Raw genomic sequence first — 24,914 nt, 5'->3', positions numbered from 1 at the left:
GCCTAGGCAAGGCTCATCGCGCTGCCTAGACTCGCTCTCAAGTGCTCACATCCCCCAGCCGCCTCCGGAGACCCCATGACTGCCCCCGTTCCCTACACTGACCCGGCCGACATCACCCATTTCATTGGCGGCGTTCGCTACCCCGCGACGTCCGGCCGCAGCCAGGCGGTCTACCACCCCGCCAGTGGTGCGGTCGCCCGCCAGGTGCAACTGGGCAGCGTGGACGATGTACAGGCCGCCGTCGCCGCCGGTCTCAAGGCGTTCCCCGCCTGGGCCGATGCACCCCCTCTGCGCCGCGCCCGCGTCATGTTCAAGTTCCTGGAACTGTTGAACCAGCACCGCGACCAACTCGCCGCAATGATTACCGCCGAGCACGGCAAGGTCTTCACCGATGCGCAGGGCGAGGTGACCCGCGGCATCGACATCGTCGAATTTGCCTGCGGGGTGCCGCAGTTGCTTAAGGGCGACTACACCGAGCAGGTCTCCACCGGCATCGACAACTGGACGATGCGGCAACCGCTGGGCGTCGTTGCCGGCATCACCCCGTTCAACTTCCCCTTCATGGTCCCGATGTGGATGGCGCCGATGGCGATTGCGACCGGCAATGCCTTCATCCTCAAGCCGAGTGAACGCGACCCGTCGCCCAGCCTGCTGATGGCGGACCTCTTCAAGCGGGCCGGTCTGCCGGACGGCATCTTCAATGTGGTGCAAGGCGACAAGCAGGTGGTGGATGCCCTGCTGACCCATCCCGATGTGAAAGCGCTGAGCTTCGTTGGTTCCACGCCGATTGCCCAGTACATCTATGAGACCGGCGCTCACCATGGCAAGCGGGTGCAGGCGCTGGGGGGCGCCAAGAACCACATGGTGGTGATGCCGGACGCGGATGTGGACCAGGCCGTGGATGCGCTGATCGGCGCCGCCTACGGCTCCGCGGGCGAACGTTGCATGGCCATCTCCGTGGCGGTGCTGGTGGGTGACGTGGCCGACAGGATCGTGCCGCGCCTGGCCGAGCGGGCCCGGTCCCTGAAGATCAAGGACGGCATCCACCTGGACGCCGAGATGGGTCCCATCGTCACCCGCGAGGCGCGGGACCGCATCGAGGGCTACATCGGCCTGGGTGTGGAAGAGGGCGCTTCCCTGGTGGTGGATGGCCGCGGCCTGCGGGTGCCAGGGCAGGAGAACGGGTTCTTCACCGGCGCCACGCTGTTCGACCATGTCCAGCCGCAGATGCGCATCTACAAGGAAGAGATCTTCGGCCCGGTGCTGGCCTGTGTGCGGGTGGACGGTTTCAGCGAGGCGCTGGACCTGGTCAATGCCCACGAGTTCGGCAACGGCGTGGCCTGTTTCACCAGCGATGGCCACATCGCCCGCGAGTTCTCCCGGCGTGTGCAGGTGGGCATGGTCGGCATCAACGTGCCGATTCCGGTGCCGATGGCCTGGCAGGGGTTCGGTGGCTGGAAGAAGAGCCTGTTCGGCGACATGCATGCCTATGGCGAAGAAGGCGTGCGCTTCTACACCCGTCAGAAGAGCGTGATGCAGCGCTGGCCCGCCACCATTGCCAAAGGCCCGGAATTCGCCATGCCGGTGAGCCGCTGACGGGCGCGGCCCTGCCCGCATGGGGGTGTATCCTCCTGCCCCATGCGGGATTCCCTGACTGCCCTGGCTGACCTGGCGGATGACGCCCCTCTGAGCGACTGGCTGGACCGTGCCCGTCAGGCGCAGCGTGACGCGCGCCTGGACGAAGGTCTCCAGCTGGCGGACCGCATCTGGGCCCGGGCGGAAGCCGAGGGCTATATCGTCGAGCAGGCCGAAGCCGGAAAACTGCGCAGCTACTTCCTGCTGCGCCAGGGCGACCTGGCCGGCATGCTGGCGGCGGGGCAGCGCGCTCTGCATCTGCTGCGACCGCTGGGGCCATCGGTATCCCTGTGCGAGCTGCTGCGCTGGATGAGCCTGGCTGCCTGCGAACTGGGTGACTATGAACAGGGCCTGGCCTGCGCCCATGAATGCCTGCGGCAGGCGGCGGATCTGGGGGATGCCCGGCTGCGCGCCGTGGCCCTCAACGGCCTGGGTGCCTGCTTCGAGCGCATGGGCGACCCGTGGCAGGCCGAGCGCTTGATGGGCGAAGCAGCCAGCCTCGTGCGCGACTCCGCCACCCCGTTCGAGCGTGTCGTCACGCTCACCAACCAATGCACCGTCGCGCTGGGGGCCTACCACCTGCAGCGTGACGCCGACACGCCCGAGCCGGCCGCCCGCACGCTGGAACGCGCGCTGGAACTGGCGCGTCAGGCCCGGCCCTTTTCCCTGGAACTGGGCGATCTCTACGGCATCGCCCTCACCGCCAGCAACTTCGGCGAGGTGCTGCTGCTGATGGGCCGTCTGGAGGAGGCCGAGCCGCTGCTGCAGGAATCCCTGGATCATTCGACGCGGGCCGGTTTTCGCTTGCTGGCATGGCGGGTGCGCTGCACGCTTGCCGAGCTGCTGTTGATGCGCGGCGAGGCGGCCGAGGCCTGGCAGCGACTGCAGGACCTGATGGCCGAACTGGCCGCGGCACCTGCCTCGGCCGAGCGACGCGCTGCGTTCGAACCGCCGATGGCCGCTGGGCCGGCGTCGGCAGCAGCGCCCACACCGTCCAACGTGGCTGCACCATCCGCGCTGTCCGCACCAACCGCACTGTCTGCATTACCCGGACTCGATCACCTGCCGCCGCATCTCCATCTGCGTCTGCACCAGGCGGCCTACCGCGCGGCCAAGGCCCTGGGGCTCATCGATCCGGCACTGGCCCACCTGGAAGCCGCCCGCGGCATCGAACGACGGCGCGGCGTGCTGCAGCTGATGGCCCAGTCGCAATACTTCGTCTCGCGACTGGAAGCCGAGATCCAGGTCGATGGCGGCGCCTGCGCCGACCGCGATCCCGCCACCTTCCGCGACCCGCTCACCGGCTTGGGTAACCGCCGCTGCCTGGAAACCCGTCTGCCGCCGCTGCTGCGTGCCGCCGAGCAGGACGAGCGGCCACTGACGGTGGCCCTGATCGATGCCGACGGCCTGGAGCAGATCAACGAACGTCATGGCCGGGATATCGGCGACCGGGTGCTGCAGGAGCTGGCCCAGCTGCTGAGGGAGAACACCCGCACCAGTGACCTCACGCTGCGCTGGAGCGGCGAGGAATTCCTGATCGTCTTCCCGGACACGATCGCCGACCGCGGCTTCGAGGTCTGTGAACGCATCCGCGCGAGTGTGTCGGTGCATCCCTGGCAGCGGCTGTCCGCGGGCCTGGATGTGACGCTCAGCATGGGCCTGGCGAGCGCACCGCCTTATGCCACCGACCTGCTCGTGGCCCGCGCCACCCAGGCGGTGCAGCGGGCCAAGCACCTAGGACGCAACCGGGTCGCCCTGGCCTGAGGCGGACTGCGGCCGAGGCGGCTGAGCGGGTTGGTCGATGGCCTCCACCGCCTGCACCAGATTCCGGCCCTGGGCCTTCGCCCGGTAGAGCGCTTCGTCTGCACGGCGCAGCACTTCGGTGGGATCTTCATCAGACGGCGCGGATTCGGTGATCCCGAAGCTGGCACTCAGCGGCCAGGACCGGCCTTGCCAGCGGAAGTCGGTGGTCTCCAGCAACTGGCGCATGCGCTCGGCCACCAGCGCGGCACCGGCCACGCCGGTGTAGGGCAGCAGCGCGCAGAACTCCTCGCCTCCCAGCCGTCCCAGCAGGTCCACTTCCCGCAGACAGGGCCGCAGCACCTCCACCAGTGTCTTCAGCGCTTCGTCGCCCGCTGCATGACCGAGGGTGTCGTTGAGCTGCTTGAAACGGTCCATGTCCAGCAGCACCACCGCATAGGTGTGCCCGCGGCGCACCCGCTGATGTTCAGCGGCCATCGCCTCGGCCATCGCTCGCCGGTTCAATGCATCGGTCAGCGGGTCGCGCAGCGTCAGCCGGCGGATCTGCAGCACCAGCTTGAGCATCAGCAGGAAGGCGAGGGTGCCGTTGACCGTCAAGGTCATCACCAGCGCCGCCCACAGCCAGGCGATGTTGAAGGCGCCCCGGGTGTCCAGCGAGGCCGGCACATCCGGCATCCAGAGCGTGGCCAGCGGCCGCACCAGCAGCAGGCCGCCGATGACGAGGAAGGGCAGTCCAAAGATGCGGCTCAGCGCCGGGCGCAGCTCCCGGTCCCTCAGCAGGCGGACGGTGTTGCGCGCCGCAAAGAAGCAGAACAGGCCCCCCGCCCCGTTGACCACCAGATGATGCGCCGCGTGGTGGGGACCGGTGGGCAGCTGCGTCAGCAGCGCCGCGAGCAGCGCCAGCGCCGAGGCGAGCAACGGCCATCGGGTCGGCTTGTCGTCCATCAGCGGTACGGACAGATGCAACATTGCAAAGGCGCCCAGCAGCAGGACATCGGCGATCAGCCCCGGTGTCCGCCACTGCGATTCCGGCAGCCAGCGCACGACCAGCGCCAGCGCCTGCAGCGCATTGGCGCCCGCCAGGCACAGGCAGGAAGCGGCACATTCCCGCAAGCCGGCCGCAATCAGCAGCCAGATGACCATGGCCACGCCCATCACCGCCAGCAGGGCGGCGACCATCGTGACCGGGTCGTTGGACATCATGCGGCCACTCCCAGGGCCGCGGCGCAGTGCACCCGGTTCCGGCCGGCCGCCTTGGCGGCATACATCGCGGCATCGGCACGGGCCATGGCGTCGCGGCCGTGCAGGTCCTTGGCGCGCATCGCGGCCACCCCGACGCTGGCACTCATTGGCCAGATCTTGTCTTCCCAGGTCAGCGGACGCTCCTGCAGCAGCCGCCGCAGCCGCTCCGCCACCAGCACGGCGCCGGGCTCGTCGGTGTCCGGCATCAGCACCGCGAACTCTTCGCCGCCGATGCGGCCGAAGTTGTCGGTGGTGCGCAGCGCTTCGCCCAACACCTGGGCGAGGTGACGCAAGGCGGCATCACCGCCGGCATGGCCGAGTTCGTCATTGATGCGCTTGAAGTGGTCCACATCCAGGACCAGCAGCGCGTGGGTGCGGCCGCGGTCGACCTGCGCCTGCAGCCGTTGCAATTGCTCCTCCAGCGCCCGGCGGTTCAGCAGGCCGGTGAGTGCGTCGCGCCGGGTGAGGTGGCGCACCCGTGCAATCAGCCGTTGCAGCACCAGCGCCACCAGGCCGGTGGTCACCGCCAGGTTCACCACCAGCCGCAGCAGCGCCAGGGGCGCATTGACGGAGAGCCCCTGCAGGCCCATGCCGGCCGGCATCCAGCCGAGCAGGCCGCCGGCGCGCCACAGGCCCGCGCCGGCCAGCACCAGGTAAGGGAGCACCAGCAGGCCGGTGATGTGCAGACGAAAGCCGGTGCCGCGCAGAATGTCCGCCACGGCCATCAAGGCCAGGATGCAGGACACCAGATTGACCACCGCGCGGGCGGTGTTGAGGTTGGGATTCACGAGCGCCAGGACGACCAGTCCGAGCACGACCACCGCCACCACATCGGTCAGCTGGTGCTGCAGCCGCATCAGGCCGCGCACGCCGGCCGTCAGCAGACCCGCGCAGATGATGGACAGCGGCAGGCTCAGCACCGGCTCGGTCCAGTCCGGCAGCGTGGGCCACCAGGCCAGCACCAGCAGCCCGTGATAGAGCGCCACCCGGCGCGCCGAGCGCGGTGCGATGCGCAGGGCTTCTCCCAGCAGCAGCCACACCACACAGGCGAACCCGTCGACCATGGTGAGCACCATCAGGAGGGTGGCGGCGTCCAGGGCAGGCATTGACGTCATCATCGCAAAGCGCTCCCCCGCGCACAATCACGTCCCCCGTACGGGGGATCAGCGCCGTTCGACCAGGACCGGCGTCAGCGCCATGGCGGTGCGCACCTTGTCGGCGGCTGCCCGGGCGTCTTCCCTGCTGCTGAACGGCCCGGCCTGCAGGCGGTGCAGTTGCTTGTCCTTGAAGATGGTCAGCATGGGGGCCATCCAGTCCAGGTTGCGGTTGAACTGCTCGCGGAGGGTTTCGGCACCTTCCAGTCGGGAAAAGGCACCGAGCTGCAGCCAAAAGCCCGGCGCGGCGGCCAGCTTCATGGCGGGCACCGGGTCGTTGGGGCCTGGAGATGCGGAGGCCTCGGCGGTGGCGGCGGCGGAGGGGGCGCTGTTGCCGCCCGCCGCTGCGACCGGGCCGACCGGGGTGCCGGGGTTCCGGCCATTGGCATTCGGGAAGTCGCGCTGGCTGTCCAGATCGGTCCCGGGCGGCAGGGCCACCACCGGGATCGGCACCATGCCGGCGCTGGCACCAGCCGCAGTGCCGGCGGTCGTGCCGGCGGCGCTGGTGGCGACCGTGACAGCGCCCGTGCCCGTGCCGGCAGGGACGCCGGTTGCGGCCCCCCGGGCGGAGGTCAACGCAGCCGAAGGTGCCGACGCGCGGCTCTTGCCGGACGCCACCGGCCGGTTCATTCCGGGCGCGGGATCCGCGTCACGCATCTGCGCCCCGGTGGTCACCTCCGGCGCGCCATTCGGGGTGGCCGCGGCAAAGACCGGCGCGTCCGGCACCGCACGGTCGCCCGGCAACACCGGCGGCTCCTTGCCGCGCAGCCAGGCGCCGCTGCGGATGTCTTCATAGGTGATCCGCTCGACTTCCACCTCGGCCACCCCTCGGAGGAGGTCCAGCTTGAGGGCGGCGGTGTAGCTCAGATCGATGATGCGGGTACTGTGGAAAGGCCCGCGGTCGTTGATCCGCACGATCACTTCCCGGCCGTTCTTCGGATTGCGCACCCGGGCATAGCTGGGGATGGGCATCGTCGGATGCGCGGCCGTCATCGCATACATGTTGTAGAGCTCCCCGCTGGCGGTGGGACGCCCGTGGAACTTGCGGCCATACCAGGACGCCAGACCGCGCTGGACCAGCGGGTCGTCGTCCGTCAGGGGCTCGTACCGCTGGCCCGCCACGGCATAGGGTTTGTTCGGACCCCCTTTGCGGATGCTCTCGAGCCGGGGCAGGGCGTCCGGCATCTTGTCCAGATCGGCCGGCACGATGGCCTCGGGACCGTCCTTGGACGGCCATTGGGTGACCTTGGCACCGCCCGGAGCGGGCGTGGCGGGGCGGCTGGAGGGGGCAGGACCACGGCTGGCGCAGGCGGCCAGGATCAGGGCACTCGTCAGGACGGCCAGGCGCTGGCCGGCGGGGCGGGCTTCAAACATGGGCGCAACCCTAGCAATGCTGCCTGCTTTTGCCAAGGTTATGCTGCACGGGTTCGTGCAAACGAACGATTGGTTTCCACACCACAACCTCCGTCAGCCATGAGCGCCTACATCTTCCCTCCAGCCCCGCAAGCCTCCGTGGCGGTGCGCGGCTCCGATGCCCGTTACGCCGTCAGCCGCATCTTCTGCGTGGGCCGCAATTACGCCGCACACGCCCGGGAGATGGGGAGCGACCCGGACCGCGAGCCGCCGTTCTACTTCACCAAGCCCGCCAGCGCGCTGGCGCCGTCCGGCGGCACCATTCCCTACGCACCGGGCACCAAGAACCTGCACTACGAGATGGAACTGGTGGTGGCCATCGGCAAGCCGGTGTTCCGCGCCACGCCGGAGCAGGCAGGTGAAGCCGTCTGGGGCTATGCCGCGGGCCTGGACATGACCCGCCGCGACCTGCAGAACGAAGCCAAGGCCATTGGCCGTCCCTGGGACCTGGGCAAGGGCTTCGAGCATTCCGCCGTCATCACGCCGCTGGTGCCCCGCAGCGAGCTGGGCGAGCTGAAGGCCGGCGCCATCACCCTGAGCGTGAACGGCACCGAAAAGCAGCGCGGTGACCTGTCCGACATGATCTGGAGCATTCCCGAGCTGGTGGCCAACCTGTCGCAGTTCTATCACCTGGAGCCGGGCGACCTGATCTACACCGGCACGCCCGAAGGCGTCGGTCCGGTGAAGCCGGGTGACTCGATCGAAGGCGTGATCGAAGGCTTCGGCACGCTGCAGATCACCATCGGCGAGGCCGAATAAATCCCCATGTTTGACCACAACGAGCGCCTGGACGAGGCGCGTGCCCGCAACATCCACGACGCGCTGTTCGAGGACATCGGCATCGCGGACTGGACGGCCCGTCTGGTCCCGGCCGGCCGTCGGGTGAAGGCCCATGTGCGGGTGCGCGAAGCGGCGGTGCTGTGCGGCCGAGACTGGTTCGACGGGGTCTTCCGGCAGCTGGATGCGGGCAGCCGCATCGAGTGGCTGTATGACGAAGGCGCCGACATGACCGCCGACACGGTGGTCTGCCGCATCGAAGCCGATGGCCGTGCGCTGCTGTCGGCCGAGCGGCCGGCGCTGAACTTCCTGCAGCTGCTCTCCGGCACCGCCACGCTGACCCGCGCCCATGCGCGGGCGATCGAGGGTGCCAGCCCGAATCCCCGTGGCTGCGTGGTGCTGGACACGCGCAAGACCTTGCCCGGCCTGCGCCTGGCGCAGAAGTATGCGGTCCGGGTCGGTGGCGGTGCCAATCAGCGGCTGGCGCTGTACGACGGCATCCTCATCAAAGAGAACCACATCGCCGCGGCGGGCGGGGTCACCCAGGCCCTGCAGCAGGCGCAAGCGCTGCAGGCGGGTGTGACCATCCAGGTGGAAGTCGAGACGCTGGACCAGCTGCGTGAAGCACTGGCGGCGGGCGCGGTCAGCGTGCTGCTGGACAACTTCAGCGAACCGATGATGCGCGAGGCAGTGGCCGTCGCGGGGGGCCGCGCCTTGCTGGAGGTCTCCGGCGGCGTGGCGCTGGATCAGCTGCGCTGGATTGCCGCCACCGGCGTGGACCGCATCTCCGTCGGTCGCCTCACCAAGGATGTGAAGGCCGTCGATTATTCAATGCGGGTGGACGGCTGAACGCAGACGGCACCATCGCCCGCCGTCGGACCCTCTGCAGCAGCCGATGTCTCTGTCACTGGAGCATCGGCTGTCTGCTTTGTGAAGCACCGCGCCAGTGCATCGGCGCGCCCTGCGATGGCGTTGCGGTCGCTCCAACGCCCCGCCGCACACCAAGCCTGTGCGCAGCGCTTGCATACAAGACAGATGAACGGCCTGGCACGGAAGCTGCAAAGCCCGTGGCATGGGCACCTCCGCCACCGACATCAGCCAGCGCATCCTCGAAGCGGTGCTGGCGCAGAAGCTGCCGCCGGCCACCCGCCTCGGCGAGCAGCAGCTGGCGTTGCTGTTCGACTGCAGCCGCACCATCGTCCGTGAGGCACTGACCCGGCTGGCTGCGCGGGGCATCGTCACCGTCAGTGCGCGGCGGGGCTGGTATCTCATTGCACCGAGCCAGGAGGAGGCGCGTGAGGCTTTCGAGGCGCGGCGCGTCATCGAGCTGGGCCTGATCCGCGGGCAGCCGCGTGAGTCCGGACTGGCGCCCACCGCCCTGGCACGCCTGCGGCGGCATCTGCAGCAGGAACGCGCCGCGCTCAGCAGCGATGACGTCGGCACCCGTAGCTTCCTGCTGGGCGACTTCCATGTGTGCCTCGCCGACTGCCTGGGCAACCGGCTGCTGGCCGACACACTGCGTGACTTCACCGCGCGGACGACGCTGATTGCAATGCTCTATCAGTCGTCCCACGATGCGGCCCAGTCCTGTGAAGAGCACGTCGCCATCGTGGATGCGCTCGAGCGTGGGGATCTGGCCAGCGCCGAGACGCTGATGGCCGACCACCTCCGCCACGTCCAGGCGGGCCTGCAGGCGCCGGCCGCCAGCGATCCGCTGCATCTGCTGCGCCAAGCCCTGGCGCCCATGGCAGAAACGACTTCCGATGCCGCTGTCCATCGATCGACAGATCGCTCGACTGACGCTTCCTCCGACCCTTCCTCCGACCCTCCCGCCGCTTATCTAGGAGCCTTGTTATGAGCCGTCCCGTCGCTTCTGTCTCTCCTGCCTCTCCCGTCACTGCCGACGCTCGGACGACCCGGTCCGTCCCGACACGCCTGGGCGGTGCCCTCACCCGCCGCCTGCTGCTGGCCGCCGGCCTCGGCCTGGCCGTCGCCGGTGTGCAGGCCCAGACCGCGCTGGACACCATCACCAAGTCCAGGACCATCCGCATCGCGGTGCCGACCGACTACCCGCCCTATGGCTTTGTCGGCCCCGACATGAAGCCGCAAGGCCTGGACATCGCCATGGCGGAACTGATCGCGGCGAAGCTCGGTGTGAAGGTGGAGCTGCTGCCGGTGACCAGTGCCAACCGCATCCCGTACCTGCAGACGAAGAAGGCGGACCTCGTCATCTCTTCGCTGGGCAAGAACCCGGAGCGAGAAAAGGTGATCAGCTTCAGCGCCGCCTATGCGCCGTTCTATCAAGCGGTGTTTGCGCCCAAGAGCCTGAGCATCAAGTCCTTCGCCGATCTCGCCGGCAAGACGGTCGCCGTGACCCGCGGCGCGATGGAGGACCAGGAATTGGGCAAGGTGGCGCCGGCCTCGCTGGAGTTCAAACGCTTCGAGGACAACAACGCCACCATTGCCGCCTTCTCCGCCGGACAGACCCAGGTACTGGCCACCAGCGCTGCCGTTGCAGCCAACCTGATGCAGCGCAATCCCGGCTTGAACATCGAATACAAGCTGCTGCTCAAGGACAGCCCCTGCTATGTGGGCGTGGCCAAGGGCGAGGATGCGTTGCTGGCCAAGGTGAATGCCATCATCGCGGCCGCCAAGCAGGCGGGCGAACTGGAAGCGCTGTCGAAGAAGTGGCTCGGTCGCGGCACCGGGGAGCTGCCGCTCTGAGGCGGCGCGGGACGCTGCCATGGACTTCGACTTCGGCGCCGTGCTGGCGGAATGGCCTCTGCTGCTGCGCGGCCTGGGCTGGACCGTCGGGCTGACGGCGGTGGCCGTCCCGCTGGGGCTGCTGGCGGCCACGGCGGGCGCCTGGGCGCGCGCCTGCGGCCCGGCGGGGCTGGGCCGGCTGGTGGCCGTCTATGTGGAGTTGCTGCGCAACACGCCCTTCATCGTGCAGCTGTTCTTCATCTTCTTCGGCCTGCCAACGCTCGGCGTGACGCTGTCGCCAGCGACCGCCTCGGTCATCGCTATGACGCTGAACCTGGGCGCCTACGGCACCGAGATCCTGCGGGCCGGCATACAGGCTACCCCGCGCGGCCAGTGGGAGGCCGCATACAGCCTCGCGCTCGGACCGGTGCAGACCTTCGTACGCGTCGTGCTGCCGCCGGCCTTCAGGCGGGTGTGGCCGGCCATGACCAGCCAGATCATCATCGTGATGCTGGGGACGGCGGTCTGCGGCCAGATCTCCACCGAGGAGCTGAGTTATGCCACCAATCTCATCCACAGCCGCAACTTCCGCGCGTTTGAAGCCACCTTCATCGCGGTGGGACTGTATCTGGCGCTGAGCGTCGTGGTGCGTCATCTGCTGTTGTGGATCGGTGCGCGATTCCTCTTCGGCAGTGCGCCGAGGGTCACGCCGCGGCCGCCGATGCTGCGGCGCTGGCTGGGAGCGCGCCATGGTTGAATTCACCCTCTGGGACATTCTGCGTAACCTGCTGCTGGCGCTGCGCTGGACGGTGGTGCTGTCGCTGATCGCATTTGCGGGCGGCGGCCTCGTCGGGGCGCTGCTGCTGTGCCTGCGGCTGGGCCTGGGCCGGTTCACCGGTCGGCTGGTCGGGCTCTATGTGCAGATCTTTCAGGGCACGCCACTGCTGATGCAGCTGTTCCTCGCCTACTTCGGCATGTCGCTGCTGGGCGTGGAAGTCTCCGCGTGGACGGCGGCGAGTTGTGCACTCACCCTCTACACCAGCGCCTATCTCGTCGAGATCTGGCGCGGCTGTGTGGAGGCGGTGCCCAAGGGCCAGTGGGAAGCGGCCCGAAGCCTGGCCATGAGCTTCGGTGAACAGATGCGGCACGTGGTGCTGCCGCAGGCGATGCGCCTGGCCATCGCGCCGACGGTGGGTTTTCTGGTGCAGGTCATCAAGGGCACCGCGCTGGCCTCGGTCATCGGCTTCGTGGAACTCACCAAGACCGGCAGCATGATGGCCAATGCGAGCTTCAAGCCCTTCCTCGTCTTCGGCTGCGTGGCGCTGATGTACTTCGCCCTGTGTTTCCCGGTCAGCCTGCTGGCCCGCCATTTCGAAAGGAACCGCCATGGCCGCCCAGCCTGACGCCGTGCTCACGCAGACCCAGACGCCGCGTGTGCCCATCGTGCGCATCACCGCGCTGCGCAAGTCCTATGGGACGAATGAGGTGCTCAAGGGCATCGACCTGGATGTGATGCGCGGCGAGGTCATCGCCCTGATCGGCAAGAGCGGCTCGGGCAAGAGCACGCTGCTGCGCTGCATCAACGGGCTCGAGCCGTTCCAGGACGGATCGCTCACCGTGGCCGGCAAGCCGCTGCTGCATGAGAGCGCCATGGCCATGCGCGCCCTGCGGCAGCAGGTGGGCATGATCTTTCAAAGCTTCAATCTGTTCCCGCATCTGAGCGTCGGCCGCAACGTGATGCTCGCACCGACGCTGGTGAAGCAGCGCAGCAAGGCGGACGCGGCCGAGCAGGCGCGTGCGCTGCTGGCGCGGGTCGGTCTGGCGGAGAAGTTCGATGCGCTGCCGGAGCAGCTCTCCGGCGGTCAGCAGCAGCGGGTGGCCATTGCGCGGGCACTGGCGATGGAGCCGCAGGTACTGCTGTGTGATGAGATCACGTCCGCGCTCGATCCGGAACTGGTCGGCGAGGTGCTTCGCGTCGTCGAGTCACTGGCACGCGACGGCATGACGCTGCTGATGGTGACCCACGAGATGAACTTTGCTCGCAAGGTGGCGGACCGGGTGATCTTCATGCATCAGGGCCGTGTGCATGAGATCGGGCCGCCGTCGGAGATCTTCGGCGCGCCGCGCACGCCGGAGCTGCAGCAGTTCCTGGCGTCCCTGCACGACTGAGCACCCTCAGACCGCAGCTGCGGCGCAGGCCGCTTCAGTCCCCGACGTGATCCGCCGTGAACCAGTCGGCGTCGGGCAACTGCTCGAAGACTCGCTTGAGACCACCGCCCCAGCCCTGCCGCAGCCGGCTGAAGTAGGGGTCATCGCCAGTGATGCGATGCGGTCGCGCCGGTGCGAAGCTGTCGGTGCGGTAGAGCAGGATGTCCAGCGGCAGGCCCACCGACAGGTTGCTGCGAATGGTCGAGTCAAACGAGATCAGCGCGCACTTGGTCGCTTCGGTCAGGCTGGTGTCGAAGTCCACCACCCGATCGATGATCGGCTTGCCATATTTGGATTCGCCGATCTGCAGATACGGCGTGTCCTCGGTGGCTTCGATGAAGTTACCCTGTGGATAGATGTGGAAGAGGCGCGGCGCCTCGCCCCGGATCTGTCCGCCGATGATGAAGTTGGCGCCAAAGTCAACGCCCTGACTCAGCTGGCCGCCGCCTTCGCTGTCCCGCGACACCACTTCCTTGACGGTGCGCCCCACGAGTTCCGCCACGTCATACATCGAGGGGAGATTCAGCAGATGCCGCCCGCCGCCATTGGTGCGCTGGCGCAACAGGCTGATGACGCTTTGCGTCGTGGCGAGGTTGCCCGCGTTCAGCAGCGTGATGAGGCGTTCGCCCGGCACCTCGAAGAGGTTCATCTTCCGGAAGGTGGCGATGTGGTCAACACCCGCGTTCGTGCGCGAGTCCGAGGCGAACAGCAGGCCGGCCCGCAGCCGCATGGCAACACAGTAAGTCATGGCTCAAAAGATTAGCGCATCACTGCCGATGCCGGCAGGGTGCGCGGGCCATCATTGCTGGTCCGGCGTGCCGGGTTTCACGAGGACCTGCGCTCTCATCGTCTCCGTGCCCCCACCCAGCCGCACGCCGCGCACCGGGCAGGCATCGAGGTAGTCGGCGCCGATGGCCACTTTCACATACCGTCCATCGGCCAGACATTGATTGCTGATGTCGTAGCCGACCCAGCCACCACTCGTTGCATCCGGAAACAAAGCGCCACCATTCGGCAGGCGCACCTCGGTCCAGGCGTGGCTGGCGACATGTTCAGCGTCGGTGGCGAGGTAGCCAGAGACATAACGCGCCGGCAGCCCGAGCAAGCGCGCGCAACAGGCGAACACCTGCGCATGGTCCTGGCAGACGCCGCGGCCGGAGGCGAAGGCTTCGGCGGCCGGTGTGGCCGCGTCAGTGAAGCCTTTCACATACGGCATGTGCCGGACCAGCGCCGCCATCATGGCCAGCAGCGCCACATGCGCGTCCTGACCAGCCGCCTCGGCAAAGCCGTGCGCGAAATCACGCAGCGTCGCATCGGCGCGGGTGAGGGCGGTGTCGCGCAGGAAGACCTGGGGCGGAAAGTCGTCGTGGGGTTCCGGGTGCGGGGGCGCATCGTCCGTGTCCACCTCGCCGACCGCCTGCAGATGGATCTCGCCGCGCGGACCATCCAGACTCAGCACGTGCATCGTGTTGCCGAAGGCGTCCTGGCAGACGCTGGCCTGCGCCGGCAGATACAGGGACCAGTTCAGCACCCGCACCCCGGCGCCGGGCCGCGGGGTCAGCCGCAGATATTGGGTGCTGCGGCTCAAGGGGGCTTCGTAGCTGTAGACCGTGTCATGCGCGATGTGCAGGTGCATGGCCGCCTCACTGGGCTTCGAAGTAGGCGCGCTGGATGGCCATGCCCAGCCGGGCGGAGTCTTCCAGGAAGCCGGTGAGCCAGTCATGCAGATCCGCATCCAGAATCTCGTCCACCGAGCCATATTCCAGGCGCAGGGCCAGTTCACCGGCCAGCTGCTTGACCTTACGGCCGGCGTCCAGCGCGCCCTGGCGGCATTCGATCTGCGGCAGGATCGAGCGGATCTCATCGCAGCAGGCCCGCAGCGAGCGCGGCACGTCGGGGCGCAGGATCAGCAGCTCGGTCACCCGGCGACCGTTGAGGCTGTCACGGTAGGCCGCGTGGTAGGCCTCGAAGGCGGACAACGAGCGCAGCAGCGCATTCCAGGCGTAGAAGTCCGGCGCACTTTCGCTGGGCACATCGACCGGTGCCAGCGAATCGACCGCCGGGGCAATCAGCTGCGACTTCACATCCAGCAGACGAGCGGTGTTGTCGGCCCGTTCGATGAAGGTGCCCAGGCGGATGAAGCAGTAGGCATCGTTGCGCTGCAGGGTGCCGTAGGTGGCACCGCGGAACAGGTGCGAGCGTTCCTTCACCCAGTCGAAGAAGGACGAGGGATCCACCACGCCGCGGCGCGCCAGTTCACGGGCCTCCAGCCAGCTGGTGTTGATGGCTTCCCACATCTCCGCAGTGATCTGGCCCCGCACCGCATGGGCGTTCTCCCGCGCTTGCCGAATGCTCGACAGCACCGAGGCGGGGTTGTCCAGATCAATGCCCATGAAGCGGAACAGTTCTTCGGCACTGAGCCTCGGAAGGCGGGACTGATAGGCCTCCAGCGTGCCCGTCACGGCCAGCGGCGCGGCCAGCTCGGTGACGGCACCGCGGCTTTGCGGCAGCAGGGAGAGCGAGTGCGTCACATCGAGCATCCGCACCAGGTTCTCGGCGCGTTCCAGGTAGCGGCTCATCCAGTAGAGCTGCGCGGCGGTCCGGCTCAGCATGCGGCGCTCCTCTCCAGGATCCACGTATCTTTGGTGCCGCCACCCTGGGACGAATTCACCACCAGCGACCCGGCCTTGAGCGCCACCCGCGTGAGGCCGCCCGCCACCATGTTCACCTCCCGGCCCGACAGCACAAACGGCCGCAGGTCGATGTGGCGCGGGGCGATGCCGCGCTCGACAAACGTCGGGCAGCTCGACAGGCACAGCGTCGGCTGCGCAATGTAGTTGGACGGGTTGGCCTTGACCCGCTCCTTGAAGTCGGCCACTTCGGCCGCGGTGGAAGCGGGGCCGACCAGCATCCCGTAGCCGCCGGCGCCGTGCACTTCCTTCACCACCAGGTCGGCCATGTGGTTGAGCACATGGTCCAGGTCCTGCGGCTTGCGGCACTGCCAGGTGGGCACGTTGTGCAGGATCGGTTCCTCGCCGAGGTAGAAGCGGATCATGTCCGGCACGTAGGGATAGATGGACTTGTCGTCCGCCACGCCGGTGCCGATGGCGTTGGCCAGCACCACATGGCCCTGCTTGTAGACCGACAGCAGCCCGGGCACGCCCAGCATCGAATCGGCACGGAAGGCCAGCGGGTCCAGGAAGGCATCGTCGATGCGGCGGTAGATCACATCCACCCGCTTCGGGCCGACGGTCGTGCGCATGAACACGAAGCCATCCTTGACGAACAGGTCCTGTCCTTCGACCAGCTCCACCCCCATCTGCTGCGCCAGGAAGGCATGCTCGAAATAGGCGGAATTGAAGGGTCCGGGGGTCAGCACCACCACTGTCGGATTCTCGGCCGGGCTGGCCTGACGCAGCGTGGTCAGCAGCAGGGCCGGGTAGTGGGCCACCGGGGCGATGGCATATCGCGCGAACAGCTCGGGGAAGAGCCGCATCATCATCTTGCGGTTCTCCAGCATGTAGCTCACGCCCGACGGCACCCGCAGGTTGTCTTCCAGCACGTAATAACCGCCATCGGCGTGGCGGATCAGGTCCACGCCGGTGATGTGGGCGTAGACGCCCAGCGGCAGGTCCAGCCCCTGCATGGCTGGCTGGTATTGCGCATTGGCGAAGATCTGCTCGGCGGGAATGATCCCGGCCTTGACGATCTCATGGTCGTGATAGATGTCCCAGAGGAAGCGGTTGAGCGCATTGACGCGCTGGCGCAGGCCTTTTTCCAGCATCGTCCACTCGTCGGCGGGCACGATACGGGGGACGGTGTCGAAGGGGATCAGCCGCTCGGCGCCGGCTTCGTCCCCGTAGACCGCGAAGGTGATGCCCACTTTGTGGAAGAGCAGGGCGGCCTCGGACCGCTTCTTGGCCAGGGCTTCGGGGGTTTGCGCATGCAGCCACTCGGCGAATGCCTGGTAGCTGGGCCGGATGGCACCACTTTGCAGCAACATTTCGTCGTAATGGCCGGAAGGCGGCAAGGTCAGCGCATGCATGAAGGCTCCAGAGACGGGCCGCGAGAGGGCCGGTCCGGGGGATTGCAAGGGGCGTGCCCAGGGGTGGGGGCCCCAGCATGACCGATATTGGTGCGATTGGCGATCCGGGGCGGTGCCGGGACGGTTTCCGGGCGGGGCGCCACGTCCCCGGTGTGGTGCGCTGGCACTATCCCGCGTTGCACGGGCCGGGCGCAACTCGTCACAATGCCACATGCAGAGTTCGACTCCGGCCGACATGCCCGGCCATCCGTCCGCCCCTCCGAGCGTCCCCCCGAGCGGGCCCATGAGCGCCCGCCCGTCAGGCCCTGCGGACGAAGACATCGACGACGGTTTCGTGCCCCAGCGCGGCTCCCGGGCCTCCATGGGCCGTTGGCTGACCGCGGTGGTGCTGACCGCCGTGGCGGTCGCGCTGCTCAGTTCCGCTGTGCTGATCGAAACCTTCGCCCGCGCCCATGCGGAGCGCCGCGCGGTGCAGTCGCTGCGGCAGGTCGGCATGGATTTCCGGGATGCGCTGGACCGGGGCATGGCCCAGCAGTTCAAGGAAGTGCGGGTGCTGGCGCGGCTGGACACCTTCCGCGGCGGCAATTCCGCCGAAATGCGCCGGGCGCTGGACCAGATGCAGATCGGCTTCGACCACTTTGCCTGGCTGGGGGTGACGGACACCCAGGGCACGGTGCTGGCCGCCGCCGGCGGGCTGCTGGACGGGGTGAACGTCTCCCAGCGACCCTGGTTCCAGGGCGCCCAGCGCCAGCCGTATGTGGGCGACGTGCACGCGGCGGTACTGCTGGAGCGGCTGCTGCCGCGTCAGAGCGATCCCTGGCGATTTGTCGACTTCGCCATGCCGCTGGTGGACAACAGCGGCCAGTTGCGGGGCGTGTTCGGGGCCCATCTGAGCTGGAGCTGGGCGCGCCAGATCAAATCGGAGCTGATCGATTCCACCATGGCGAGTCATCAGGCCGATGCGCTGATCCTGGCCCGCGACGGCTCGGTCATCCTGGGGCCCGCCAACATGGAAGGCAAGAAGCTGCCTGTGCCGAAGGATACGACCGCGGCCTTGCGCCACCATAACTTCGACGGTGTGGACTACTTCGCCGTGACGATTCCGACTCAGGGTTATGGCGCGTACCCCGGCCTGGGCTGGACGGTGATGGTGCGCCAGCCGGTGAGCGTTGCGCTGGAAGACTACTACCGCTTGCGCCGCCAGATCTTCTATACGGCGCTGATCCTGCTGGCCTTGGCCGTGCCCCTGTGCTGGTGGCAGGCGCGCCGGCTCGCGCGGCCGCTGAATCAGCTGTCCCGCGCCATCGCCAAGCGGCACCACCTGAGTGAAGACGCGCTGCCGCAGGTGGGCGGCTACCGTGAGGCGGCGGTGCTGTCCCACGCCCTCACCGAGCTGGCCCGGCGGCAGGCGCAGCAGGATGCGTCGCTGGCGCAGCTCAATGCCTCGCTGGAGGAGCGGGTGCGGTCACGCACGCTGGAGCTGGAAGACGCGATGCAGCGGCAGGAGGCCAGCGAGCGCCGGCTGCGCACCATCACCGACAACCTGCCGGTGCTGATCTCCTATATCGATGCGGAGCAGCGGCTGCGCTTCCTCAATGCCACCTTCCGCACCTGGCTGGGCACCGAACCGGACGCGGCGCTGGGCAGGACGCTGGTGGAGACCATCGGTCCGGTGCTGTACGAGCAGCGCCTGCCGGCGCTCAAGGGCGCGCTGGCGGGTGTGCGGCAGCGCTTCGAGACGCGCTCCGAGTCCAATGGGGTGGTGCGGGACCTGTTGACCGAATACGTGCCGGACCTGCGCGCCGATGGCACCGTGGCCGGGGTCTACACCCTGAGCACCGATGTGACGGCCTTCAAGCAGGTGGAGCGCGAGCTGGATCAGCTCAGCCGGGTGGACCCGCTGACCGGCCTGCCGAACCGGCGGCAGTTCGATCAACGCCTGTCCGAAGCCCTGTCGCGGGCCCGACGCAGCGGTCGCATCCTGGCGCTGATGTTCATGGACCTGGACCGCTTCAAGCAGATCAACGATAGCCTCGGTCATGCGGCGGGCGATGTGGTGCTGCAGACCTTTGCCGCACGGGTGCGCGGCGCCGTGCGCGAGACCGACGTGCTCTGCCGTCTGGCGGGGGATGAGTTCGTGCTGATCGTCGAAAACCTGAACGAGCCGCAGGAGGCTGGCAACCTGGCGCAGAAGCTGCTCGACGCGGTCGGCGCGCCGCTGACGGTGATGGGCGCAGCGGTGCGGATGTCCACCAGCATCGGCGTGGCCTGTACCACCGCCGATGCGGAAAGCGATGTGGCCTTCCTGGCCCGCGCCGATGATGCCCTGTATGCCGCCAAGGCCGCGGGCCGGGGCCGCTGGCATCTGGCGGCGCCACCGGTGATCGCGTCGACCGAGACGCCTTGGGGATGAGTGTGGCGCCGGAGTTCAAGCTGCGCATGCGCATCACGCAGGGCGAGCTGATCGCCATCGGGCCCGGCAAGATCGCGCTGCTGGAGGCGCTGGATGAAGCGGGCTCGATCACCGCAGCGGCCAAGGCGCTGGGCATGTCCTATCGGCGGGCGTGGCTGTTGATCGATGAGCTGAATCAGTCGCTGCGGGAACCGGCCGTGGCGACCGCAGCGGGAGGCGCTCAAGGCGGCGGCAGCCGGCTGACGGACAGTGGCCGGGCGCTGGTGACGCTGTATCGGGAGATCGAGGCCGAGGCGCAGACGCACTGCGCGGGCCGGATCGGTCAGTTGATGCAAATGCTGGCCGAGTAGCGGCTGGCCGCGTGTCGCTGGTTCAATGGCCTGGCCCATCGGCCTGAGCGACGGAAGCCGTCGCCGCGGCCACGCGCGCAGTCGCCTGACGCCGCTCCAGCCAGTCGAACAGCTTCATGCCGACCAGCATGGCGGCCACAAACAGCAGGGCAGGTCCGCTGCCCAAGCCCAGCCCAACCAGCGCCGGGCCGGGGCAGAAGCCGGCCAGGCCCCAGCCGATGCCGAACAGCACGCTGCCACCCACCAACCGGCGGTCGATCTGACGGGTGGACGGAAGTTGCATCGGCTGGTCCAGCAGGGACCGTGACCGCTGACCGGCCACGCCAAAGGCGATCAGCCCGACGGCCATCGCGCCCGCCATCACCAGCGCCAGGGATGGATCCCACGCGCCGGCCAGATCCAAGAATCCAAGCACCTTGGCGGGCGAGGCCATACCGGAAAGCAGCAGTCCCAGCCCGAAGATCAGGCCGGAGAGCAGGGCAGTGAAAAGCGTCATGTCGATGCCTCCCGAGGCGTGTCAGACACCCAGCAGATGCCGGACGATGAAGACAGTCAGAAAACCCGCCGCCATGAAAGCGACCGTGGCTGCCAGCGAACGCGGCGACCGGCGGGACAGCCCACAGACGCCATGGCCGCTGGTGCAGCCCGACCCATACCGCGTGCCCAGGCCCACCAGCAGCCCGGCCACTGCCAGCACCGGCCCGCTGGCGGACACGCTCGGCGCCGGTACGGTGGTGAGCAGGGCATAGACCGCCGGAGAGGCGATCAAACCCAGCACAAAGGCCAACCGCCACGAGGTTTCATGAGACCGCGGTGCCAGCAGCCCACCGACGATCCCGCTGATGCCGGCAATCCGGCCATTGAGCAGTGCCAGCAGCGCCGCCGCCAGGCCGATCAGCACGCCGCCGGCGAGGGAGGCCCAGGGGGTGAAGGCCTGCCAGTCGATCGTCATGGCTCACTCCTTGGGGCAATAAAGCGTATGCATTAGCTGCAACACCTGCAGCAGCCGCGGATCGGCCAGGCTGTAACAGATGCGCTTGCCGTCGCGCCGGGTGTTGACCACGCCTTCATTGCGCAGCACCCCCAATTGCTGGGACAAGGTCGGTTGCCGGATGCCCAGCGCCGACTCCAGTTCCCCGACACTCATCTCACCTTGCGACAGCTGGCACAGCAGCAGCAGCCGGTCTTCATTGGCCATCACCTTGAGCGCACTGACCGCCTGGCCGGCGGCGGCCCGCAGGGCTTCCATATCCAGCGCATGGGGCGGAACATCGGGCGAAGGAACAGCGACTGACTCCGGACCGGGATGGGTCAACATGAAAGGCCTCCTGAAAACGCCGGACAACTTGACTTCAATATATCAAGCAATAAACTATCAATCAATAGATTGAAAGAAGGGGATGTGATGTCTGCACGCGCCACCGTTCAAGCGTTCTTCGACGACAAGACCTGGACGGTCTCTTATGTCGTCAGCGACAACGCCACCCGCTGCGCTGCCGTGGTGGACCCGGTGCTGGACTTCGACATGAAGTCCGGCCGCACCTCCACCGAGCAGGCGGACCGTCTGCTGGCCTACGTGGGCAGCAATGACCTGACGGTGCAATGGATCCTTGAGACCCACGCCCATGCGGACCACCTGTCCGGTGCGCGGTATGTGCAAAGCCAGGTGGGCGGGCGCATCGCCATCGGGGAGCAGATCACCCAGGTGCAGCGCACCTTCAAGACGCTCTATCACCTGGACCGCCACTTCCTGCCGGACGGCGCCCAGTTCGACCATCTGTTCCGGGACGGCGAGATCTTCACCATCGGCCAGATGGAGGCTCAGGCGGTGCTGGTGCCGGGACACACGCCGGCCGACATGGCCTACCTGATGGACGATGCGGCGTTTGTGGGCGACACGCTCTTCATGCCGGACGTCGGCACGGCGCGGGCGGACTTCCCCGGCGGGGATGCCCGGCAGCTCTACCGCTCCGTGCGGCGGCTGCTGGCATTGCCGGAGCGGACCCGGATCTTTGTCTGTCACGACTATCCGCCGGCCGGCCGGGCGCCCGCCTGGGAAACGACGGTGGCCGACCAGCGCGCCCACAACATCCATGTGCACGACGGCATCAGCGAGGACGACTTCGTCCGCATGCGCACGACCCGCGATGCCACCCTGGAAGTGCCCACCCTCATCCTCCCGTCGCTGCAGGTGAATATCCGCGCGGGCCAGTTGCCGCCGGCAGAGGAGGACGGTGTGAGTTATCTAAAGATTCCGCTCAATGTGCTGGGCCGGTCTGCGGGGGCGGACAGCACGGTTCGCTGATGGGGGCGCAGGCCCGCGGCAGGTCCTGACATCGCTGCCGGTGGCGGCCTACGGAGGTCAGCCGGGCAGGCTGAGTGGCTGCGGGAACACCTCCAGCAGCCAGTCCATGAACACCCGTAGGCGCGGGGTGACGTGCCGGGCCTGCGGGTACACCACATGGAACGGGTAGGGCGCGGGGCGCCACGGCTGAAGAATCTCCACCAGCTGCCCCGCCCGCAGCGCGCTGGCCGCCGCATAACCGAAGGTCTGCACGATCCCGAGCCCGGCAACACAGGCCGCCAGGTGGGCATTGCTTTCATTCACGCCGATCCGGTGGTCGAGCTTGATCTCTGTTCGGTCCCCATCACGTTCAAAGCGGAACGGGACCGCCCGTCCGGTATCGCTCGAGACATAGGCAATCAGCCGGTGTCCGTTCTTCAACTCGTCCGGTGTGGCAGGAATGCCAGCATGCTTGAGGTACTGCGGTGACGCGCAAGTGATCATCACCGCCGCCCCCAGCGGTCGCGCCACCAGGGTGGAACTGGGCAGCCCGCCCCCACGGATCACGCAATCGACGTTGTCGCTGATCAGGTTCACCGAACGGTCCGACACGCTCAGATCGATGCGGATGTCCGGGTGGCGCCGCACAAAGTCTGGCAGCAGCGGGATGAGCACATCGCGCGCCGTCGAGCCGCCCACATCCACCCGGAGATGGCCGCGTGGCTTGCCACGGACGGCGCTGAAGGAGCCGTCGATGTCTTCCAGATCGCGCAGGATCCGGCCGCTGCTGGCGTAGTAGGCCTCCCCCTCGGGCGTGACCGTGACGCGCCGTGTGGTGCGCTGAAGCAGCCGGACACCCAGATGGGACTCCAGGTCCCGCACCAGCTTGCTGACGGTGGCGATGGGCATGCCGAGCGAATCCCCGGCGCGGGTGAAGCTGCCCGTTTCGATGACGCGCGCGAGGACGCGAATGGCTTGAAGTTGATCCATGGCTTCAGTTCATTATCCATGGCGATGAATAGTCATTTCGATTCGGGCCGGTTTTTCGATCAATCGCAACTCCCTACATTGAGGACATGCGGCCTTCGCGCCGCACCCCTTCCCCTCAACTTCGGAGATCCTCATGAACAAGCCCCTCGAATCCAAGATCGCCCTGGTCACCGGCGGCAGCACCGGTATCGGCCTCGCATCGGCCAAGGCCCTGGCCGCCCAGGGCGCGCGCGTCTTCATCACCGGCCGCCGCCAGGCGGAACTGGATGCGGCAGTCGCCGAGATCGGCCCTCAGGCCACCGGTCTCCGCGCCGATGCTTCGGTGCTGAGCGACCTGGACCGCGTGTACGCGGAGATCGCCCAGCGTGCCGGCCGCATCGACATCCTCTTCGCCAATGCCGGTGGCGGCGACATGCTGCCGCTGGGCGCCATCACTGAAGAACACTTCGACCGCATCTTCGCAACGAATGTGCGCGGTGTCCTGTTCACCGTGCAGAAGGCGCTGCCGCTGCTGAGTCAGGGCGCGTCGATCATCCTGACCTCGTCCACCACGTCGGTGCAGGGCGGTGCCAGTTTCAGCGTCTACAGTGCCAGCAAGGCCGCGGTGCGCAACTTTGCGCGGTCCTGGGCGGTGGAACTGAAGGATCGCGCGATCCGGGTCAACGCGGTCAGCCCGGGCCCGATCCGTACGCCGGGCCTGGGCGGTCTGGCGCAGGACGACGCCTCTCGGCAGGGTTTGTTCGATTACCTCGCCGGGCAGGTGCCGCTGGGTCGTCTGGGTGAAGCGTCCGAGGTCGGCGCGGTCGTCGCCTTCCTCGCATCGGATGCGGCGAGCTTCATCAACGGCATTGAGCTGTTCGTGGATGGCGGCATGGCGCAGATCTGAACGCCAGAGCCGCCGGGGGCGGTGCGCGGTCAGAGCCGCTGCGGGCACATCTCAAGCGGCTGTCAGTGCCCTCGCCCGCCCCCGGCGTCATATCCTGAGATATATTGCGCTCCGACATCGTGCCCTGTCCGCCGGTGTTTTCAGGAGCGCTCATGCGTCGATTCTTCGGTCCGGTGTCTGTCCCTCTGCCTGCTGTGAGCGTCCCGCCGAACGCAGCGTCGCTGCCGGGGCCGTCGGGTCACCGGCACACGCGCCGCGAGGGCGCCCTGACCGGGATCCACCCGGGCACCCGCCGGGGCGCGCTGATGTCGATCGTGGGGGTCATCCTCGGCCTGACCAGTTTCCTCGCTGTGGCGCAGTCCGGAGACATCACCGTCTCGGCCGCCGCCAGCTTGACCAACGCCTTCAAGGCGCTGGCCCCGGCCTTCGAATCGCGCCATCCCGGCACCAAGGTGCAGCTCAACTTTGCCGCGTCTGATGCGCTGCTGGCGCAGATCGCCAAGGGCGCACCGGTGGACGTGTTCGCCTCCGCCGATCAGGAGACGATGGACCGTGCCCAACAGCAGCAGTTGCTGATGCCGGGCAGCCGGCGGGATTTCGTCAGTAACTCACTGGTGATGATCACGCCGGCGGATGGAGCGCTGCCGCTTCGCTCGCTGGCCGATCTTCAGCAGGCCGGCGTGAAACGCATTGCCCTGGGCAAGCCCGAAGGCGTGCCAGCCGGACGTTATGCCAAGGGCGCGCTGGAAGCCGCCCGGTTGTGGCCGGCCGTCGAGCCCAAGGCCGTTTACGCCCAGAATGTGCGCCAGGCGCTGGACTATGTGGCGCGCGGCGAAGCCGAAGCCGGCTTTGTGTATGGCACCGATGCGCTGGTGCAGAAGGACAAGGTCCGCATGGTCCTGACGGTGCCCACCGCCACGCCGATCCGCTATCCGGTGGCCGCGGTTCAGCAAGGTCCCAATCCTGCTGGCGCGAAAGCCTTCATCGACTTCCTCCTCTCCGCCGACGGGCAGGCCGTACTGGCCACCTTCGGCTTCGGCAAACCCTGATCGC

General features: G+C 67.9%; 25 protein-coding genes. 14 read left to right on the top strand and 11 right to left on the bottom strand.

Features of this window, described 5'->3' with window-relative positions; genetic code table 11:
• Window positions 1-75 precede the first annotated feature (75 nt).
• Complete coding sequence (locus FHS28_RS11480; protein WP_088452551.1) at window positions 76-1,596, top strand: CoA-acylating methylmalonate-semialdehyde dehydrogenase; 1,521 nt, start codon at window positions 76-78, stop codon at window positions 1,594-1,596.
• A 42-nt stretch (window positions 1,597-1,638) separates the two neighbouring features.
• Window positions 1,639-3,399, top strand: a complete 1,761-nt coding sequence (locus FHS28_RS11475; RefSeq protein WP_088452553.1) for a tetratricopeptide repeat-containing diguanylate cyclase — start codon at window positions 1,639-1,641, stop codon at window positions 3,397-3,399.
• On the opposite strand, the gene FHS28_RS11470 is transcribed toward FHS28_RS11475, so the two are convergent.
• Genes FHS28_RS11470 through FHS28_RS11460 form a run of 3 tightly spaced genes read right to left on the bottom strand, consistent with a single transcriptional unit; the run spans window position 3,370 to window position 7,166 of the window.
• Window positions 3,370-4,599: a GGDEF domain-containing protein gene (locus FHS28_RS11470; RefSeq protein WP_088452555.1), complete on the bottom strand. Its 1,230-nt coding sequence runs from the start codon at window positions 4,597-4,599 to the stop codon at window positions 3,370-3,372. The genes FHS28_RS11475 and FHS28_RS11470 overlap by 30 nt on opposite strands.
• Window positions 4,596-5,744: a GGDEF domain-containing protein gene (locus FHS28_RS11465; RefSeq protein WP_184294613.1), complete on the bottom strand. Its 1,149-nt coding sequence runs from the start codon at window positions 5,742-5,744 to the stop codon at window positions 4,596-4,598. The genes FHS28_RS11470 and FHS28_RS11465 overlap by 4 nt, the downstream gene beginning before the upstream one ends.
• Window positions 5,745-5,801: 57 nt before the next feature.
• Complete coding sequence (locus FHS28_RS11460) at window positions 5,802-7,166, bottom strand: septal ring lytic transglycosylase RlpA family protein (RefSeq protein ID WP_088452559.1); 1,365 nt, start codon at window positions 7,164-7,166, stop codon at window positions 5,802-5,804.
• A 99-nt stretch (window positions 7,167-7,265) separates the two neighbouring features.
• On the opposite strand from FHS28_RS11460, the gene FHS28_RS11455 reads away from it, so the two are divergent.
• From FHS28_RS11455 to FHS28_RS11425, 7 genes are all read left to right on the top strand, one after another.
• Window positions 7,266-7,964, top strand: coding sequence for a fumarylacetoacetate hydrolase family protein (locus FHS28_RS11455; RefSeq protein WP_088452561.1), 699 nt, complete (start codon window positions 7,266-7,268; stop codon window positions 7,962-7,964).
• A gap of 6 nt (window positions 7,965-7,970) precedes the next feature.
• Window positions 7,971-8,831 carry a carboxylating nicotinate-nucleotide diphosphorylase gene (nadC, locus tag FHS28_RS11450; protein WP_088452563.1) on the top strand — a complete coding sequence of 287 codons (861 nt, stop codon included), beginning with the start codon at window positions 7,971-7,973 and terminating at the stop codon, window positions 8,829-8,831.
• 223 nt (window positions 8,832-9,054) lie between these two features.
• Window positions 9,055-9,840: a GntR family transcriptional regulator gene (locus FHS28_RS11445; protein WP_088452565.1), complete on the top strand. Its 786-nt coding sequence runs from the start codon at window positions 9,055-9,057 to the stop codon at window positions 9,838-9,840.
• Window positions 9,837-10,706 (top strand): transporter substrate-binding domain-containing protein, encoded by an 870-nt coding sequence (locus FHS28_RS11440; protein WP_088452567.1) that lies wholly within the window; start codon window positions 9,837-9,839, stop codon window positions 10,704-10,706. Before FHS28_RS11445 ends, FHS28_RS11440 begins: the two co-directional genes overlap by 4 nt.
• Before the next feature lie 19 nt (window positions 10,707-10,725).
• A complete protein-coding gene (locus tag FHS28_RS11435; protein ID WP_088452569.1) occupies window positions 10,726-11,442 on the top strand; it encodes an amino acid ABC transporter permease in 717 nt (238 codons plus the stop codon).
• Entirely contained in the window at window positions 11,435-12,088 is a 654-nt protein-coding gene (locus FHS28_RS11430; RefSeq protein ID WP_088452571.1) for an amino acid ABC transporter permease, read from the top strand. Before FHS28_RS11435 ends, FHS28_RS11430 begins: the two co-directional genes overlap by 8 nt.
• Window positions 12,072-12,854 (top strand): amino acid ABC transporter ATP-binding protein, encoded by a 783-nt coding sequence (locus FHS28_RS11425; RefSeq protein ID WP_088452573.1) that lies wholly within the window; start codon window positions 12,072-12,074, stop codon window positions 12,852-12,854. The genes FHS28_RS11430 and FHS28_RS11425 overlap by 17 nt, the downstream gene beginning before the upstream one ends.
• A 34-nt stretch (window positions 12,855-12,888) precedes the next feature.
• Here FHS28_RS11425 and FHS28_RS11420 read toward each other — a convergent pair whose 3' ends face one another.
• From FHS28_RS11420 to FHS28_RS11405, 4 genes are read right to left on the bottom strand one after another with little or no spacing between them, the layout of a single operon-like run.
• Window positions 12,889-13,641, bottom strand: coding sequence for a proteasome-type protease (locus tag FHS28_RS11420; RefSeq protein ID WP_088452575.1), 753 nt, complete (start codon window positions 13,639-13,641; stop codon window positions 12,889-12,891).
• Between the two features lie 51 nt (window positions 13,642-13,692).
• Window positions 13,693-14,529 (bottom strand): transglutaminase family protein, encoded by an 837-nt coding sequence (locus FHS28_RS11415; RefSeq protein WP_088452577.1) that lies wholly within the window; start codon window positions 14,527-14,529, stop codon window positions 13,693-13,695.
• A 7-nt stretch (window positions 14,530-14,536) separates the two neighbouring features.
• Window positions 14,537-15,505, bottom strand: coding sequence for an alpha-E domain-containing protein (locus FHS28_RS11410; RefSeq protein ID WP_088452579.1), 969 nt, complete (start codon window positions 15,503-15,505; stop codon window positions 14,537-14,539).
• Window positions 15,499-16,896, bottom strand: coding sequence for a circularly permuted type 2 ATP-grasp protein (locus FHS28_RS11405; RefSeq protein WP_221193933.1), 1,398 nt, complete (start codon window positions 16,894-16,896; stop codon window positions 15,499-15,501). Before FHS28_RS11405 ends, FHS28_RS11410 begins: the two co-directional genes overlap by 7 nt.
• 325 nt (window positions 16,897-17,221) lie before the next feature.
• Here FHS28_RS11405 and FHS28_RS11400 point away from each other — a divergent pair, with 325 nt between their 5' ends.
• Together FHS28_RS11400 and FHS28_RS11395 are read left to right on the top strand one after the other, a co-directional pair.
• Window positions 17,222-19,351: a sensor domain-containing diguanylate cyclase gene (locus FHS28_RS11400; RefSeq protein WP_184294611.1), complete on the top strand. Its 2,130-nt coding sequence runs from the start codon at window positions 17,222-17,224 to the stop codon at window positions 19,349-19,351.
• Complete coding sequence (locus FHS28_RS11395; protein ID WP_246409924.1) at window positions 19,348-19,701, top strand: winged helix-turn-helix domain-containing protein; 354 nt, start codon at window positions 19,348-19,350, stop codon at window positions 19,699-19,701. The genes FHS28_RS11400 and FHS28_RS11395 overlap by 4 nt, the downstream gene beginning before the upstream one ends.
• 22 nt (window positions 19,702-19,723) lie before the next feature.
• Here FHS28_RS11395 and FHS28_RS11390 read toward each other — a convergent pair whose 3' ends face one another.
• From FHS28_RS11390 to FHS28_RS11380, 3 genes are read right to left on the bottom strand one after another with little or no spacing between them, the layout of a single operon-like run.
• Window positions 19,724-20,197, bottom strand: a complete 474-nt coding sequence (locus FHS28_RS11390; protein WP_088452585.1) for a DUF6691 family protein — start codon at window positions 20,195-20,197, stop codon at window positions 19,724-19,726.
• 21 nt (window positions 20,198-20,218) lie between these two features.
• A complete protein-coding gene (locus FHS28_RS11385) occupies window positions 20,219-20,653 on the bottom strand; it encodes a YeeE/YedE family protein (protein WP_088452587.1) in 435 nt (144 codons plus the stop codon).
• Between the two features lie 3 nt (window positions 20,654-20,656).
• A complete protein-coding gene (locus tag FHS28_RS11380; RefSeq protein WP_184294601.1) occupies window positions 20,657-21,019 on the bottom strand; it encodes an ArsR/SmtB family transcription factor in 363 nt (120 codons plus the stop codon).
• An 87-nt stretch (window positions 21,020-21,106) separates the two neighbouring features.
• Between FHS28_RS11380 and FHS28_RS11375 the strand changes: the two genes are divergently transcribed.
• Window positions 21,107-22,006, top strand: a complete 900-nt coding sequence (locus FHS28_RS11375) for an MBL fold metallo-hydrolase (RefSeq protein WP_088452591.1) — start codon at window positions 21,107-21,109, stop codon at window positions 22,004-22,006.
• A gap of 57 nt (window positions 22,007-22,063) precedes the next feature.
• Here the strand turns inward: FHS28_RS11375 and FHS28_RS11370 are convergent, their stop codons facing one another.
• Complete coding sequence (locus FHS28_RS11370; RefSeq protein ID WP_088452593.1) at window positions 22,064-22,975, bottom strand: LysR family transcriptional regulator; 912 nt, start codon at window positions 22,973-22,975, stop codon at window positions 22,064-22,066.
• Between the two features lie 133 nt (window positions 22,976-23,108).
• Here FHS28_RS11370 and FHS28_RS11365 point away from each other — a divergent pair, with 133 nt between their 5' ends.
• The gene (locus tag FHS28_RS11365; RefSeq protein ID WP_088452595.1) at window positions 23,109-23,861 is read left to right on the top strand and encodes an SDR family NAD(P)-dependent oxidoreductase; all 753 of its coding nucleotides are present in this window, start codon (window positions 23,109-23,111) and stop codon (window positions 23,859-23,861) included.
• 152 nt (window positions 23,862-24,013) lie between these two features.
• Window positions 24,014-24,910: a molybdate ABC transporter substrate-binding protein gene (modA, locus tag FHS28_RS11360; RefSeq protein WP_246409922.1), complete on the top strand. Its 897-nt coding sequence runs from the start codon at window positions 24,014-24,016 to the stop codon at window positions 24,908-24,910.
• Window positions 24,911-24,914: the final 4 nt, after the last annotated feature.

Source organism: Roseateles terrae, assembly GCF_014192155.1.
GTDB classification, from domain to species: domain Bacteria; phylum Pseudomonadota; class Gammaproteobacteria; order Burkholderiales; family Burkholderiaceae_C; genus Roseateles; species Roseateles terrae.
Note: the sequence above shows the minus strand (reverse complement) of the source record. Positions and strands in the feature narration are given on the sequence as shown.